Genomic DNA, 14,873 nt, shown 5'->3' with positions numbered 1-14,873 from the left:
GCGATGACTGGCGGACGCGGCCTTTGTACCGGGTGCAGGCGACGCTGGCGTGACACGACCATCGCCCTTGACCTCAACCCCGGTTGGGGGAGCACAGTGGACGCGCCTCCCCCTTCCGGTGCCTCCATGACCACCCTCGATGTCCCCCGCTACCTGCAGCGCCTGCAGCTGGATGCACCGCCACCGCTGACCCTGGCCGGCCTGACCCTGCTGCAGCAGCGACACAACGCAGTGCTGCCGTTCGAGACCCTCAGCTGCCTGCTGCGCGATGCGGTGCCGATCGACCTGGACAGCGTGCAGCGCAAGCTGCTGGACGAGCGCCGTGGCGGGTACTGCTTCGAACTCAATGGCGGCCTGCTGGCGCTGCTGCAGGCGTTGGGCTTCGATGCGCAGCCGTTGAGCGCCCGCGTGCTGCTGGCCGCCCAGGACGGCGAACTGACCGCACGTACCCATCTGCTGCTGCGCGTGCAGGTGGAGGGCGATGACTGGCTGGTGGATGCAGGTTTCGGCAGCCTGACCCCGACCATACCCCTGCGCCTGGATGATCCGCAGCCGCAGGCCACGCCACACGAGCGGTACCTGCTGCAGCGCCTGGCCGTTGACGGGGATTTCGTGCTGTCCGCCGAATCCGGCGACGGCTGGCGATCGATGTACCGTTTCGACCTGCACGTGCCCGCACCGATCGACAACGTGGTGGGCAACTGGTACGTGTGCACCCATCCCGACTCCAGCTTCCCTGGCCAACTGCGCGCGTCGCTGACCGGGCCGGACTGGCGACGCACCATCGGCAGCGGCAACTACACCGAGTACCGCCCCGGCCAGGTACCGGACAAGCGTCCGCTGCACGATGTTGCCGACGTGCGCGAGGTACTGCAGCAACGCTTCGGCATGCGGTTGCCCGAAGACCCGCGGCTTGACCCGGCGATCAATGACTGGCTGCAGCGCTCACGCGCCGCGACCTTGTAGCGCCGAGCCCATGCTCGGCTGAGCTTGGGCTGCTGGGTCAACAGCAGCCGAGCATGGGCTCGGCTCTACGCAACCGCGCGCGCCTGCAACGCAATCCGGTTGCCTTCACTGTCGCAGATCTCGGCCACGCGCCAGTCGCCCGCGTCGGCCGGCCCGAAGCGCAACGCAGCTCCCGCGCGCAGTGCACGCTCCAGGCTTACCTCCAGGTCATCGACGCCGATGTAGATACGCGCACCCTGCTCGGAGGGCCGGTAGTCCGCGCCGTGCACCAGCGCCACACTGGCACCGGCGGCCGGATCGGAAAACGGCAGGTAGGCCATCCGGCAGTCGTGCAGCACGATGGGTTCGCCCACCGCCACCTGCAGCCATTGCTGGTAGAACGCGATGGCCCGGGCCAGGTCACGGACCGGTATCTCGACGTGCAGGATCGGATTCATGCGCGCAGGATAACCGGATACTGACACCCCCTTGCAGGGCAGCGCTGGCATGCTGGGTGCCCCTTTCCTCGCGGAGTCCTGCATGTCCCTGGCCGACCATCGACGTACGCTGGCACCGCATGGTTTCTTGCGCGTGGCGATCAACCTGGGCAACCCGGTGCTGGCGCACGGCGATGCGCACTCACCGCGCGGACCGTCGGTGGAGCTGGCCACGACATTGGCGCAGCGCCTGGGTGTGCAGGCACGCTTCACCTGTCACGATGCCGCGGCCTCGGTGGTCGCTGCGGCAGGCGAAGACGGCTGGGATCTGGCCTTCCTGGCCATCGATCCGGCACGCGCCGACTGCATCGCCTTCAGTGCTCCGTACGTGGAGATCGAAGGCACCTATCTGGTGCGCGAGGATAGTCCTGCGCAGCAGGTGAACGACCTCGACCGCGAGGGGCTGCGCATCGCGGTGGGCCGCGGTGCAGCCTACGACCTGTTTCTCAGCCGTGAACTGCGCCACGCGATGATCGAGCGGGCTGAGACGTCGGCGGCGGCCATCACCCTGTTCGACCTGCAGCGCCTGGATGCCGCCGCCGGCGTGCGCCAGCCGCTGCAGGCATGGGCGCGGGCGCATCCCGGCCACCGCGTGCTGGCCGACCGTTTCACCGCGATCCAGCAGGCGGTGGCGGCGCCGGCGTCGCGCCCCGCCGACGCGCTGCAGGCGCTGTTCGAGGAAGTGGAGGCGATCAAGGCCGGCTCGCTGCTGGAGGAGGCGTTCGCGCGTGGCGGGCAGACGGTCACGCTGGTGCGATGAGTGTAGCGTCCGCCATGTGCCGCACGTGTTCGGCAGCCTGCGCGTGCAGCCAGTCGCGGAAGGCGAGAAAGCCGCGGTGGCGGGCCGATCGCTGCGGGTAGACCAGCCAATGCGGCCAGGCGGTTTTCAGGCGCAGGTTGGACAGCGCAACCAGTTGGCCGGACTCCAGCAACAAGCGCGCCCGCGTCACCCGCCCCAGCGCCACGCCCACCCCGTCCAGCGCCGCACGATGGTGTGCCTCCGAATCATCCAGCACCGCTACGAAGCGCGACGGCGGGGTCTGCCCGCTCAACGCGAACCAGGCACCCCACGCACCATCGGGGTCCCCCAGCAGCGGCCACTGGTTCAGTGGCACCCGGTCGATCCCTCCCATGCGTTCGATCAGCGCCGGGCTGGCCATCGGCAGCAGCCACTCGTCGAACAGCGGCTCAACCACCAGGCCCGGCCACTGCCCGCTGCCCAGCCGCAGCGCGGCGTCGAACTGGCGCTGCCGCTCGAAATCAATCAGGCGCTCGCTCGACTGCAGGTTGATCTCGATCTGTGGGTGCTCAGCCACGAAATGACCCAGGCGCGGCACCAGCCATGCCGACGCCATCGACGGCACCGCACTGATCGTCAGCACGTGCTCGGCGCGGGCCGCATAGGGCTGGAAGGCTTCGTTGATCGCATCCAGATGCGGGCCGACCTGGTCGAGCAGGCGCTGCCCCTCCAGGGTGAGGGCGACGCCACGCGGTTGGCGGACCAGCAGTGGCTGCCCGAGCCGCTCTTCCAACTGGCGCATCTGATGGCTGAGCGCACTGACGGTCAGGTTCATCGACGCCGCTGCCCGTGACAGGTTGCCCAGCCGCGCGGCGGCCACGAAACCCTGCAGGGCATGAAGGGGTGGACGGGACATCAGGCTTGAATTCCTCTCAAGGCATGCTTGCGGAAATGTCGCTTTTTGCCCGCCCATGCTGCCCGTATCGTGCAATCCACTCAAGTGGAGGGACGCTCATGAACATCTTCGGCAGCCTGTTGTTCCTGCACGGTCATGTGGCCAACGCCGAGCTGGCACGCGAGCTGGCCAGCCCGTCCACCGCCTCCCCTGCGTGCGCGGCGCGACCGGCCACGCCGCTTCAGCAGCCGGGGACCCGTTGAACGCGGCTCAACCTGCGTACCAGCGCTGGACGTGTTCAGGCAGCCATGGCATTGGGTCGATATCCAGCGCCCGGCAACCGTCGAGAGTGTCACGCAGCACGCGCTCGCCGGGGCCACCGGGCATGCGCAGGCCATCCTCTTCCGGAAGCTGCACCGCCACCCAGTCGTGCAGCCGGTCCATGCGCAGGCGCAGCGCAGCCTGCAGCCATGCCTTCAGCGGGTAACAGCGATAGCCCTGTTCGCCCAACGCATCAACCGCGAGCGACAACGCCTGGTTGGCACCACGTACCCACTCGGTGTGGCCTCCGGCCTTGTCCTGGACCGTCATCGGTGCCGGTGCGCGGTGCGCCTTGAACGGCGAACGCAGCTGCAGCTCCAGATCACGTGCATCGCGCTCGCTCTCTGCTTCCACCAGCGCACCGGCATCGAGGTCGAAGAATTCAAACCAGCGCCGGTGCAATGCGCTGATGCGTCCGAGCGGATCACGTGAGAAGCCGATCTTCGCGTAGTCCTCCCACGCACAAGGGAAGACGTAGGTGAAAACACGACCGTCGATGCGGATATCCGATTGCATGGGCGCAGGCTGCCTCCACCTCAGCCCGGGCGCAACCGGGCGCTACCGTGCACGCTGCAGCGCTCCGGCAGTGCGGCTTCGTGCAGCCGGCACCAACTATTCTTGCTGACTGTCGCTGCCATCTCCGCCCGCCATGCCGTCTGCTGCGCCCGCCCCCCTACCGATTTCGTCCATCACCCTGGAAGCGGCGACCTCCGCGGTGATCCACCAGCACAACGCTGAAACCGCGCGGCAACCGGCATCGCTGACCAAGCTGATGACCGCCTACGCCGCCTATGCGTGCGTCGAAGAGAACGGACGCACGTGGGACGACCCGGTCACCATCGCCGCCGACGATGTGCATGCCGTGGCCGATGATGAAACGCGCATGGGCCTGGTGCCCGGCGAGACAATCACCCTGGCACGCCTGCTGGAAGGGTTGATGGTGGTTTCCGGCAATGACGCTGCATTGGCGATCGCGCGCCACCTGGACGGATCGCAGGCGGCATTCCTGGAGCGCATGAACCGGCACGCACGCCAGCTCGGGCTGCGCAGCACCTGGTTTGCCAGCGTGTCCGGCATCACCACGCCGCACCACGTCTCCAGCGCGCGCGACATGGCGGTGCTGGCCGCCCGCCTGCTGAACGATCATCCGCAGATCCTGGCGATCACCGCGCAGCGCGCGTTCGCCCATGGCAGCTTCAACCGCAGCAACCAGAACGCGCTGCTCGGCGAAGACGGCGTGGACGGCTTGAAGACCGGCTACACCCAGGCCGCAGGCTTCTGCCTGGCCGCCACCGCGTGCCGGGCAGTGCCCGGGCGGGACCAGCCGGTACGCCTGATCACCGTGGTACTGGGCTCTGCAAGCCGCGACGCGCGCGACGCACTGGTGCGCAACCAGCTGGCCGCGGGATTCGCCGCCCTGGCCGGCGGCTGACCGCTCGTGCGGCTCAGCGCCGCTTGACCGTCGCCACGATCAGCCGCTGCAGCTCGGCCACGGCACCGGCCTTGTCCAGCGCGCCGGCAGCCACGCCCTCTGAAAGGGCTTCAGCCGCACCGAGGATGGCCCAGCGCCCCGCCAGCGACACCGTGCCGTCGGCGGCGAACGGGCCCAGCCAGACCTGGCAGTTGTCGATGAAATCCTGCTGGTAGCGCCGCCGCACCTCATACAGTTCCGGCGCCCCCACCAGCGCGGCGAGGATGCCTTGCACTTCACTGCCCTGGCTGAGGACGCAGTCGATGTAGCCGGAGGCGATGGCCGCCGCCCGATCGACCAGTTGCGCCCGGGCGCGGCCGATGCGCTCGTGGAAGACCACGGTCTGGCGTCCGTCATAGTCATCGTAGAGTGCCGCCAGCAAGCCATTGCGGGTCACGAAGTGATCGTAGGCCACAGGCTTGGTCACGCCCGCCGCCTCGGCCAGCCGCCCCAGCGTCAACGCGCCGGTACCTTCTCCGCGGACCAGTGCCCAGGCCACATCCAGCAACTGGCGGGTGCGTTGCTCCCGGGTCATTCGGCGGCGCGTGGGGGTGGCGTTGGCGGGCATCGGCGGAGCACGGCGATCAGCGCATCGGAACACCGATTTTACGGCCGATCGCCAGCGCGGTCTGCAGATGCGCTTCAGCGGCACCGGTATCGGCGTCCAACAGCAGGTCGGACGACAGCACGCGTGCGCCGCAATAGTCGAAGATGCCCATGTCGATCTGCGTCCTCATCGCCGCGTCGTAGCCACGACGTTCGACCATGGCTGCATCGGCGCCGCCCAAGCCGACCAGATGCACATTCAGGCGCTGCAGCTTCTTCACCAGCCTGCCCTGCGCATCCTGTGCGTAGGCCCAGTCGTTGGTGAACACACGGTCGATCCAGCCTTTCAGCAGTGCCGGGAACGACCACCAGTACAACGGGAACACCAGCACCAGCGTATCGGTGGCATCCAGCCGCGCGTGTTCGGCGGCGACATCGGCGGGTACCGCGCCGGTGCTGCGGAACAACGCCTGGTCCCGCGGGTTGAAGCGCGGATCGAAGCCTTCGGCCATCAGGTCGGCATAGGCCACGGTGTTGCCGGCGTCGGCCGCGACAATGGCATCACCGATGCGACGCGCCATCGCGTGGGTCAGCGAACCGGGCTCAGGGTGGGCGATGACAATGAGGCTGTGCATGTGGATCTCCAGGAATCAATACTTACCAATGGTAAGTAGTGATTCCAGGGAAAGCAGCGCCACCGGTGGGACGCTGTTTTCGCGTCCAACGTATAGTGCAGCGATGCCCTGTGGGACACCCGGACATGGATCGACGCCTGCCCCTGACGATACTGACGCTGCTGCTGTCGCTGCCATCCGCCTTCGCGGGTGACCTCAGTCCCAGTGACGCGAAGGCCCTGCGCGAAGATGTGCGCGCCCTGATGACTGCCTACGCCCGCGGCGATGCGGACTTCCTCATCGAGCGCACGCATCCCAGCCTCAAGCGGCTGGCCGGCGGCGATGAGGCCTTCCAGGCGATCACCCGCGATGCGTTGAAGACGCAGCACAGCACCGGCGTGGTGGTCATCAGCGAAGACGTCGGTGTGCCGACCCGGACCTATGCGGCCGGGGAGGAGGAAGTCTGCTTCGTGCCACGCCAATCCCTGGTACGGGTGCGTGAAACCCCGATGCGCAGCACCACGTTCATGGTGGCCGTGCGCCGCATTGGCGGTTCCGGGTGGACGTATCTGGACGGCACGGGGCTGCAGGACAATCCACGCCTGCTTCGCCAACTGCTGCCAGCGCTGGAACCCGGCGTGATCCTGCCCAAGCGGGAGATCGAGGCGTTGTAGTTGCCGGCCCTTCCCGCCATGCAGGGCGCGGGTCTACTGGAACAACGCATTCAAGGCAGCCCCGGACGCCGCCTGCTGCAGGCCATCGAAGCGTCCGTCCTGCACGATCGGCTGGGTCGCCTGCATCAGTCCACCCCACGCGGCACGCGCCAGCGCACCGCCCAGGCTGACCCGGCGAACGCCAAGTGCGGCGATGTCCTGCAGGCTCAGTGCTGTGGGTCCACCGACCAGCAGGTTTACTGGCTTCGAGCCCGCAGCGGCGACCACCGCACTGATCTGCTCAGGCGTACTGATACCCGGTGCGTACAGCACATCGGCACCGGCCTCGGCGTAGGCACGCAGGCGCCGCAGGGTGTCCTGCATATCCGGTACGCCCACGAAGAAATTCTCCGCTCGCCCGACCAGCAGCACGTCGCCGCCCGCGCGGTCGATGGCCGCACGCGCCGCGCGCAACCGCTCGACCGCCTGGTCGATGGGCCTCAGTGGTGCATCGGCCAGGCCGCTGGCGTCCTCGATCGACAACGCCGCAATGCCGGTATCGAGCGCCGCGGCCACCGCCTCCTCCACCGCCTGTGGCGTAGCGCCGAAGCCATCACCGAAGTCGGCATTCAATGGCAACGGGGTCGCCGCCGCCATCAGTCGCAGGTGCTCCAGCGTGGCCTGCAGCGATACCGCGCCGTCCGGCCGCCCCTCACTCCAGGCGCAGCCGGCACTGGTCGTGGCCAGGGCCTGGAACCCCTGCCGTTGCAGATAGCGCGCACTGCCGGCGTCCCACGGGTTGGGCAGCACGAAGCATCCTGCTGCATGCAGCTGGCGGAAGCTGGCGCGCTTGCGCAGGGTGTCGGCATCAGGCGAGGCCATGGCGGGCTCCGGGGCGGCAGACCTGCACCCTAGCCCGCCGTTCGGTCGCGCTCAAGGCGACGAAGGCAGCCGTGCATGAAGTGATGCCGGCTGCTTATTGGACGCCACCGGCGGCCCTGCCCGAGCGTGGTTGCCTGCCCACACAATGCCGTCACGGAGCCCCTCATGCACCCGGACCCGCAGCCCCTCATCGACGCAGGCGACGATGACGCCCACTGGGCCGACCTGCTCTCGCCCGCACGGCGCCGCGTGATCGCCTCGGCGGGGCTGGCCGCCGGCGGCCTGGCCAGCGCCTCCACCGCCGCCGCGCGCGTCGGCAGCGCCGTGAACACCACCGAACCCGGGCGACCCGGCTTCCGCGCCATCGTTCCGCCAGCAGCGAAGGGCCGCAGCCCCTGGGGCCAGGCCACCGCCAGCGAACCGACCCCGCGTCCGGCCAGCGTGCGCCCCGGCGAGGCCACGTTGCCCACCGCCCCGCGCGCCTACACCGACATCAAGAGCTACCACGCACATATCTATTTCGACGAGGACAGCTTCGAGAAGGCAGCCCTGCTGCGGCGCTGGGCCGCCGAGCGCTTCCCGGTGGAGCTGGGCAACTGGAACCTGGAGCCGCGTGGCCCGCACGTCACGCCCTCCTTCTACTTCGGCTTCACCAACGACCTGCTGCCAGTGCTGGTGCCCTGGCTGCAGCTCAACAGCCTGGGGCTGACCATCCTGATCCACCCCAATACCGGCGACGGTCGCGCCGATCACCTGTACTACGCGTTGTGGGTGAACCGCGCGCAGCCGGTGAACGCCTACAACTGGCCGGCGCCGCAACCGGGGGAACAGGAGCCGTTGGAGGAGGTATTCCCGAACGTGGTGCCCACGGTGCCGTTGGAGACCTGAGCGATCAGCTGCCAGGAAACTCCCTGGTGAGGGCACAGCGTGCTGCGCCCTACGCCTCCTCCTCCACGCAGGGTATGGCTCTGCCGATGAGCGGCCCGGGCGTGATCGTCGGCCTACGTGCCCGCATCCACCGCCTGCACGACGTTCAGCGCGCCTTGATCCGGCGTCCGCCATACGGCCACAAGCCCTCCGGCACATTTCAAACATACGATTGAAACGCTGCAAACTTCGCCGAACTGGACAGCATCCACCGGTTCCGCCAGACTGCCGCCCTTTCCCGTCTTCCGGATCCCATGGCGAAGCTGCTGGTCCTGCACGGCCCCAACCTCAACCTGCTCGGCACCCGCGAGCCGGAGGTGTACGGCCACACCACGCTGGCCGACATCGACCAGGCCCTGGCTGCCCAGGCCTCGGCCGCCGGGCACGCCGTAGAGAGCCTGCAGTCCAACGCCGAGCATGTACTGGTGGACCGCGTGCAGGCCGCACGCAACGACGGCACTGCCTTCATCCTGATCAACCCCGCCGCGTTCACCCACACCTCAGTGGCCTTGCGCGATGCGCTGGCAGCGGTGGCGGTGCCGTTCATCGAGATCCACCTGTCCAACCCGCATACCCGCGAACCCTTCCGCCAGCACAGCTTCTTCAGCGACAAGGCGGTGGGCGTGGTGTGTGGCTTCGGTGCCGACAGCTACCGCTACGCGATGGACGCGGCGCTGCTGCGCGTATCCGCCACCTGATTGTCGACCCGAGCGCTCACGGCGCTCTCCTCACCTAGAAGAAACCAAAGAGGCCCTCATGGATCTGCGCAAAATCAAGAAGCTGATCGACCTGCTGGAAGAGTCGAACCTGGCTGAAATCGAAATCAAGGAAGGCGAAGAGTCGGTGCGCCTGTCGCGTGCTCCGGTCGCTGGTTATGCCGCGCCGGTCGCCGCCCCGGTGTACGCCGCCCCGGCCGCTCCGGTGGCGCAGGCCATGCCGATGCAGTCGCCGACCGAAGCCTCCACCGGCGGCACCGCCAAGCCGGGCCCGGCGCTGCCGGAAGGCCATGTGCTGCGCTCGCCGATGGTCGGCACCTTCTATGCCTCGTCCGCGCCGGACAAGCCGGCCTTCGTCACCGTGGGCCAGCAGGTCAAGGAAGGCGAGACCCTGGCCATCATCGAAGCGATGAAGATGTTCAACCCGATCGAAGCCGACACGTCCGGCACCATCGTCGCCATCCTCGGCGAGAACGGCCAGCCGGTGGAGTTCGACCAGCCGCTGTTCGTGATCGGCTGAGGGGCGCGCCATGCTCGACAAAGTTGTCATCGCCAACCGAGGGGAGATCGCGCTGCGCATCCTGCGCGCGTGCCACACCCTCGGCATCCGCACCGTGGCCGTGCATTCCACGGTCGACCGCAACCTCAAGCACGTGGCCATGGCCGACGAGTCGGTCTGCATCGGTCCGGCGCCGTCGCCGCAGAGCTACCTCAACATCCCGGCACTGATCGCCGCCGCTGAAGTCACCGACGCCCAGGCCATCCACCCGGGCTACGGCTTCCTGTCGGAGAACGCCGACTTCGCCGAGCGCGTGGAAGAGTCGGGCTTCATCTTCATCGGCCCCAAGGCTGACACCATCCGCATGATGGGTGACAAGGTCGAAGCCATCCGCGCGATGAAGGCCGCCGGCGTGCCGTGCGTGCCCGGTTCGGGCGGCCCGCTGGGCGAGGACATCGTCGCCAACACCAAGATCGCCCGTGAGATCGGTTATCCGGTCATCATCAAGGCGGCCGGCGGTGGCGGTGGCCGTGGCATGCGCGTCGTGCACGCCGAAGCCTCGCTGAAGACCTCGATCGAAACCACCAAGAGCGAGGCCAAGGCCGCGTTCGGCAATGGCGAGGTCTACATGGAGAAGTTCCTGGAGAACCCGCGCCACGTGGAGATCCAGGTGCTGGCTGACGGCCAGGGCAACGCCATCCACCTCGGTGAACGCGACTGCTCGATGCAGCGCCGCCACCAGAAGGTGGTGGAAGAAGCACCGGCACCGGGCATCACCGCCGAACAGCGTGAGCAGATCGGCAAGGTGTGCACCGAAGCCTGCATCCGCATCGGCTACCGCGGCGCGGGCACGTTCGAGTTCCTGTACGAGGACGGCCGCTTCTACTTCATCGAAATGAACACCCGCATCCAGGTGGAACATCCGGTCACCGAAATGGTCACCGGCATCGACCTGGTGGCCGAGCAGCTGAAGATCGCCGCTGGCCAGAAGCTGTCGATCAAGCAGAGCGACGTGGTGCTGACCGGCCATGCCATCGAGTGCCGCATCAACGCCGAAGATGCTGAGACCTTCGTGCCGAGCCCGGGCACCATCACCGGCTTCCATCCGCCGGGCGGCCCCGGCGTGCGCGTGGATACCCACATCTACAGTGGCTATCGCGTGCCGTCCAACTACGACTCGATGATCGGCAAGCTGATCGTGCACGGACCGGACCGCGAAACCGCCATCGCCCGCATGCGGGTGGCGCTGAGCGAGATGGTGGTCGATGGCATCAAGACCAACATCGCCCTGCAGCAGCGGATCATGCGTGACAAGGGCTTCCAGGCCGGTGGCCAGAACATCCACTACCTGGAAAAGCGCCTTGCCGAGCGCAAGAACAAGCCGATCGCGCTGACCTGATCGGCGCCAGGCACTGGACATGAAAAGGGCGGGGAAATCCCCGCCCTTTTTTTTTGTTGCTGTAGAGCCGAGCCCATGCTCGGCTTGCTGGAAAGCTCAGCCGAGCGTGGGCTCGGCTCTACAGCCGGCGCATCAGCGCTTGCTGGCCGCTTCGGCCGGAATCTGCGAATTGGCCAGCGGCCGCACGCCATTGGGCGAGGTCGGATCGACGATCACCATGGTCTCGGTCGAGCCATCCGGCCACACTACCTGGAAGGTGCTGCCGGCCGGCAGTGAAGCGAACGGCATGCCCGTCTGCGCGCGATAGACCGCAGCGACCTGGCTGGCGCCGGCGCGGCGCACGTCTTCCTGCGCCTTCACCGTGGTCAGTTCCACCTTCGACAGATGCCGGTACCGATCCTCGTAGGTATCGATCATCAGCAGGCCGACCGCACCGGCAGAGTAGGCCACGAACAGCGCCACCCAGAACCAGAACTTGGCCCCATGCAGGAATCGACGGTAATTCATCGCCCGTCCCTCTTTCCAATCAATCGCTTGATCCATTCCTTCATTTTCCCAGCACCTTGCCGCGATACCGCAGCGTCATACACGAAATCCCGGAAATCCTGCGCTCCATCCTGCGAACAGATCCCTCCGTTCGCACAAAAACTGTTGACCAGCACGCTGTCCGCTCCACACGGTAGACCGAGTTCGCAGGCCGCAAGCCGCCATGCAAGCTCACTGAGCTGTTCGCCCGCCACCAGGCCGTCGAGTGCGCTGTCACCGGCGGCACGCACGCCCATGCCCGGCGCGATCGCCATATAGGCCTCCGGGTCACGCGAAGTGCGCACGCGCTCGACCAGGTCACGGCGGTACTCGGCACTGTCATGCAACGGCTCGCCCTCGGCGAACAGCGATGCTTCCGCGGCCAGATTGCCCTGCGCGGCCGCCTTGCGGCGCTCGGCCAGCACCAGTGCCGCACCCAGCTTGTCGCCCGGGACGAAGCCGCCGCACCGCTGCGCCACGCGCTCGCGCGCCTCGATCATCGCCGGCGCCGCGGTCAGGCCCAACCCGCTCAGTACGTTGTTGTCCAGACGGTAGCCACCCGGATCGAGCGCGTACTGCGCGCAATAGTCATACACGCGGCTGAGCATCCAGCGCGCTTCATGGTTACCTGTATCGGCCTGCACGCGCAGGCGCTGGGCGTAGGCATACAGATCGCTGGCGTCTTCGATGTCGGCGCGGAGGTCCAGCGGCAGGCCCGACGGCAGCATGTTGCCGCGCTCGACGGTAGCCAGCCGGCGCGCCAGGGCTTCCGGCACCACCGGCAACGCCACTGCGCTGTCGCGGCCGGCCACGACGGTCGGCAGGTCCGGCGACGCTGATGTCACGCCCGCCGCATGGCCACTGGCCCGGTACCCGGCCACGCCCAGCACGGCCACCGCCGGCAGCACGAGCAACCAGGTTTTCAGGGTCGGGGCGAAGGCCATCGGCGGCGGTGAGCGTTCACGGCGCACAGGAAAGTCCCGAGTTTAGCAAGGCCCGGCGGGCCTGTCTGAACTGCCCCCGTTCATCTCAAGGCGGCATCTCAGGCAATACGGAGACGCCCCGATGGTCTAGCATGGGCCCCTTTCCCGTGATTGCCCCCACCGCCATGCCGTTCCTGGAACTGACCCTGCGCTGCACCGAAGCCACCCAGCCCCGCTATGAGAATGCGCTGGAGGACGTCGGCGCACTGGCCGTGACCCTGCTCGATGCCGAAGCCGACACCAGCAACGAACAGGCCATCCTCGAACCCGGCGTGGGTGAAACGCCGCTGTGGGACACCCTGGTGCTGAGCGCACTGTTCCCCGCCGACAGCAATGCGCTGTTGCTGCTGGCCGCCCTGGAATCGTTCGATCCGGAACTGGACTGGAGCAACGGCAGCTTCCGCGCCGTCGAGGATGAAGACTGGGAACGCGCCTGGCTGGACCAGTTCCAGCCGATGGATTTCGGCTGCCGTACCTGGATCGTGCCGTGGAACCATGAACTGCCGGACGCCGCGCAGGCCGCCGATGCCGCCGTGGTGCGGCTGGACCCGGGCCTGGCTTTCGGCTCGGGCACCCACCCGACCACCGCCCTGTGCCTGCGCTGGCTGGACCAGCTGGCCGTGGACGGCCAGTTGCAGGGCCAGCGCGTGCTCGACTTCGGCTGCGGCTCGGGCATCCTCGCCCTGGCCGCGCTGAAGCTGGGTGCCGCCGAAGCGATCGGCGTGGACAACGATCCACAGGCACTGGTCGCCACCGCCGACAATGCCGAGCGCAACGGCGAGCAGGCGCGCATGCACGTGTACCTGCCGCAGGACGAACCGGTCGCCACCTACCCGATCGTGGTCGCCAACATCCTTGCCTCGGCACTGGACGCGTTGGCCGAGCTGCTGGCCGCGCGCGTCGCTGCCGGCGGCCGCATCGCCCTGTCCGGCATCCTGCAGGGCCAGGAAGGCGAACTGCTGCAGCGCTACGCCGCATGGTTCGACGACCTGCAGGCGACCCAGGATGGCGACTGGATGCGCATCACCGGCATACGCCGCGCCTGATCGTGATTGAATGACCGCTGGATCCGAGCCCGCACCCTGAGCATGTCCGAGCCGAACCCGCCGCGCCGCCCCTTGGCCACCTTCCTGCGCCCCGCGTCGGAAGGCGAGGCTGCACCTGCGACCGATTCACGCACGCCCGACCCGGTGATGCATGACATCCCGCCAGCCCAAGCCCGCAGCCCCCTCGAAGCGGCGCTGCCACCGATGGCGGAAACGCGACAGAGCGATGACATCGTCAACCTCGACGAAGCGGCCGTGATCGAACCCGTCCTTGCCGCTCCGGTCCCGCAGGCCGTGGCCGGAGATGCACCCAGTTTCCTGGGCACCTCGCGGCCACGCGCACTGCCGACGCCACGCTGGCACTGGGGGCTGGTCGCCGGACTGGCACTGCTGCTGGTCCTGCAGAGCGTGCTGGCCGATCGAGCGCGACTGGCCGCCGACGCGGGCAACCGCGCCTGGCTGGGCGCACTGTGCGGCGTACTGCGCTGCAGCCTGCCGGCCTGGCATGAACCCACCGCGTTCACCATGACCAGCCGCGAGATCCGCCCCCTGCCAGGCCAGGCCGGCGTACTGCAGGTGCAGGCCAGCATCCGCAACGATGCGCGCTGGGCACAGGCCTGGCCGGATCTGCGCCTGTCGCTGTCCGATGCCGATGGCCGGTTGATCGGCAGCGGCGTGTTCGCACCGGCGCAGTACCTCGGCGAGAACCCCGGCGCGGCCGTGCTGGAACCGGGCCAGAGTGCACGCATTGCGTTCCGCGTGCAGGAACCCGCCGCATCCACCGTCGCATTCACCTTCGACTTCCTCTGAGCAGGATAGAGGCGACCAGCCGTGGCAGGTCGGGCACGCTCGCGCTAGACTGGCCGCCACCACCTCGTCCGGCCGCGCGCTCCGCGCGCACGGGCCAACCGAATCGGGAACCCCCTTGAACGCTGTCCTCTCTCGTCCTGACAACAGTCGTGGCGCTCCCCGGCCACCGCTGCGTGAACACGTCGCCCAGTCCGTGCGCCGCTACCTGCGTGACCTTGATGGCTGCGACGCGGACGATGTCTACGAGATCGTCCTGCGTGAGATGGAAATCCCGCTGTTCGTGGAAGTGCTCAACCACTGCGAAGGCAACCAGAGCCGCGCCGCAGCGATGCTGGGCATCCACCGCGCCACCCTGCGCAAGAAGCTGAAGGAATACGGCATCAGCGCGTAAGCGTGCGTGGGTAG

Annotated in this window: 20 protein-coding genes; 12 read left to right on the top strand and 8 right to left on the bottom strand. The window is 67.9% G+C overall.

The annotated features are described in order from the left end of the window. Window positions 1-126: 126 nt before the first annotated feature. Complete coding sequence (locus KXV01_RS05395) at window positions 127-966, top strand: arylamine N-acetyltransferase (RefSeq protein ID WP_049440936.1); 840 nt, start codon at window positions 127-129, stop codon at window positions 964-966. Between the two features lie 65 nt (window positions 967-1,031). Here the strand turns inward: KXV01_RS05395 and KXV01_RS05390 are convergent, their stop codons facing one another. Next, the gene (locus tag KXV01_RS05390; protein ID WP_049412954.1) at window positions 1,032-1,403 is read right to left on the bottom strand and encodes a VOC family protein; all 372 of its coding nucleotides are present in this window, start codon (window positions 1,401-1,403) and stop codon (window positions 1,032-1,034) included. An 82-nt stretch (window positions 1,404-1,485) separates the two neighbouring features. On the opposite strand from KXV01_RS05390, the gene KXV01_RS05385 reads away from it, so the two are divergent. Next, the gene (locus KXV01_RS05385; protein ID WP_111096649.1) at window positions 1,486-2,202 is read left to right on the top strand and encodes an ABC transporter substrate-binding protein; all 717 of its coding nucleotides are present in this window, start codon (window positions 1,486-1,488) and stop codon (window positions 2,200-2,202) included. Here the strand turns inward: KXV01_RS05385 and KXV01_RS05380 are convergent. Next, a complete protein-coding gene (locus KXV01_RS05380) occupies window positions 2,186-3,097 on the bottom strand; it encodes a LysR substrate-binding domain-containing protein (protein ID WP_100478827.1) in 912 nt (303 codons plus the stop codon). The two genes, KXV01_RS05385 and KXV01_RS05380, sit on opposite strands and share 17 nt — an antisense overlap. A 98-nt stretch (window positions 3,098-3,195) precedes the next feature. Here KXV01_RS05380 and KXV01_RS05375 point away from each other — a divergent pair, with 98 nt between their 5' ends. Continuing rightward, window positions 3,196-3,339, top strand: a complete 144-nt coding sequence (locus KXV01_RS05375; RefSeq protein ID WP_181452451.1) for a hypothetical protein — start codon at window positions 3,196-3,198, stop codon at window positions 3,337-3,339. A gap of 7 nt (window positions 3,340-3,346) precedes the next feature. Here KXV01_RS05375 and KXV01_RS05370 read toward each other — a convergent pair whose 3' ends face one another. Next, on the bottom strand, window positions 3,347-3,913 hold the full coding sequence (locus KXV01_RS05370; protein WP_111096648.1) for a GIY-YIG nuclease family protein: 567 nt from the start codon (window positions 3,911-3,913) through the stop codon (window positions 3,347-3,349). Window positions 3,914-4,046: 133 nt separating this feature from the next. Here KXV01_RS05370 and KXV01_RS05365 point away from each other — a divergent pair, with 133 nt between their 5' ends. Then, window positions 4,047-4,829 carry a D-alanyl-D-alanine carboxypeptidase family protein gene (locus tag KXV01_RS05365; RefSeq protein ID WP_100478829.1) on the top strand — a complete coding sequence of 261 codons (783 nt, stop codon included), beginning with the start codon at window positions 4,047-4,049 and terminating at the stop codon, window positions 4,827-4,829. 13 nt (window positions 4,830-4,842) lie between these two features. Here the strand turns inward: KXV01_RS05365 and KXV01_RS05360 are convergent, their stop codons facing one another. Next, entirely contained in the window at window positions 4,843-5,436 is a 594-nt protein-coding gene (locus tag KXV01_RS05360; protein ID WP_100478830.1) for a TetR/AcrR family transcriptional regulator, read from the bottom strand. Between the two features lie 16 nt (window positions 5,437-5,452). After that, window positions 5,453-6,049 carry an NAD(P)H-dependent oxidoreductase gene (locus KXV01_RS05355; RefSeq protein ID WP_111096647.1) on the bottom strand — a complete coding sequence of 199 codons (597 nt, stop codon included), beginning with the start codon at window positions 6,047-6,049 and terminating at the stop codon, window positions 5,453-5,455. A 125-nt stretch (window positions 6,050-6,174) separates the two neighbouring features. On the opposite strand from KXV01_RS05355, the gene KXV01_RS05350 reads away from it, so the two are divergent. After that, the gene (locus KXV01_RS05350; protein ID WP_049412944.1) at window positions 6,175-6,702 is read left to right on the top strand and encodes a hypothetical protein; all 528 of its coding nucleotides are present in this window, start codon (window positions 6,175-6,177) and stop codon (window positions 6,700-6,702) included. Window positions 6,703-6,735: 33 nt separating this feature from the next. Here KXV01_RS05350 and KXV01_RS05345 read toward each other — a convergent pair whose 3' ends face one another. Next, on the bottom strand, window positions 6,736-7,563 hold the full coding sequence (locus KXV01_RS05345; protein WP_049412942.1) for an isocitrate lyase/phosphoenolpyruvate mutase family protein: 828 nt from the start codon (window positions 7,561-7,563) through the stop codon (window positions 6,736-6,738). A gap of 165 nt (window positions 7,564-7,728) precedes the next feature. Between KXV01_RS05345 and KXV01_RS05340 the strand changes: the two genes are divergently transcribed. From KXV01_RS05340 to accC, 4 genes are all read left to right on the top strand, one after another. Then, window positions 7,729-8,451 carry a DOPA 4,5-dioxygenase family protein gene (locus tag KXV01_RS05340; protein ID WP_099485502.1) on the top strand — a complete coding sequence of 241 codons (723 nt, stop codon included), beginning with the start codon at window positions 7,729-7,731 and terminating at the stop codon, window positions 8,449-8,451. A 293-nt stretch (window positions 8,452-8,744) separates the two neighbouring features. After that, complete coding sequence (gene aroQ / locus KXV01_RS05335; protein WP_005419695.1) at window positions 8,745-9,188, top strand: type II 3-dehydroquinate dehydratase; 444 nt, start codon at window positions 8,745-8,747, stop codon at window positions 9,186-9,188. 58 nt (window positions 9,189-9,246) lie between these two features. Beyond that, window positions 9,247-9,726, top strand: coding sequence for an acetyl-CoA carboxylase biotin carboxyl carrier protein (accB, locus tag KXV01_RS05330; protein ID WP_111096646.1), 480 nt, complete (start codon window positions 9,247-9,249; stop codon window positions 9,724-9,726). 10 nt (window positions 9,727-9,736) lie between these two features. Beyond that, the gene (gene accC / locus KXV01_RS05325) at window positions 9,737-11,104 is read left to right on the top strand and encodes an acetyl-CoA carboxylase biotin carboxylase subunit (protein WP_049412937.1); all 1,368 of its coding nucleotides are present in this window, start codon (window positions 9,737-9,739) and stop codon (window positions 11,102-11,104) included. Window positions 11,105-11,236: 132 nt separating this feature from the next. On the opposite strand, the gene KXV01_RS05320 is transcribed toward accC, so the two are convergent. Next, window positions 11,237-11,611, bottom strand: a complete 375-nt coding sequence (locus tag KXV01_RS05320) for a hypothetical protein (protein WP_049412934.1) — start codon at window positions 11,609-11,611, stop codon at window positions 11,237-11,239. Continuing rightward, on the bottom strand, window positions 11,608-12,573 hold the full coding sequence (locus tag KXV01_RS05315) for a hypothetical protein (RefSeq protein WP_049412932.1): 966 nt from the start codon (window positions 12,571-12,573) through the stop codon (window positions 11,608-11,610). Before KXV01_RS05315 ends, KXV01_RS05320 begins: the two co-directional genes overlap by 4 nt. A 164-nt stretch (window positions 12,574-12,737) precedes the next feature. Between KXV01_RS05315 and prmA the strand changes: the two genes are divergently transcribed. The 3 genes from prmA (at window position 12,738) to fis (ending at window position 14,859) form a co-directional block, all read left to right on the top strand. Continuing rightward, on the top strand, window positions 12,738-13,658 hold the full coding sequence (prmA, locus tag KXV01_RS05310) for a 50S ribosomal protein L11 methyltransferase (RefSeq protein ID WP_049412961.1): 921 nt from the start codon (window positions 12,738-12,740) through the stop codon (window positions 13,656-13,658). Window positions 13,659-13,700: 42 nt separating this feature from the next. Beyond that, window positions 13,701-14,468, top strand: a complete 768-nt coding sequence (locus tag KXV01_RS05305; protein ID WP_099485495.1) for a DUF3426 domain-containing protein — start codon at window positions 13,701-13,703, stop codon at window positions 14,466-14,468. Window positions 14,469-14,583: 115 nt separating this feature from the next. Continuing rightward, window positions 14,584-14,859 (top strand): DNA-binding transcriptional regulator Fis, encoded by a 276-nt coding sequence (gene fis / locus KXV01_RS05300; RefSeq protein WP_005419706.1) that lies wholly within the window; start codon window positions 14,584-14,586, stop codon window positions 14,857-14,859. Window positions 14,860-14,873: the final 14 nt, after the last annotated feature.

The sequence above is a fragment of the Stenotrophomonas sp. Ps181 genome (genome assembly GCF_025697425.1).
In the GTDB taxonomy this organism is placed as follows: Bacteria; Pseudomonadota; Gammaproteobacteria; order Xanthomonadales; family Xanthomonadaceae; genus Stenotrophomonas; species Stenotrophomonas sepilia.
This window is presented reverse-complemented; position numbering and strand designations above follow the sequence as displayed.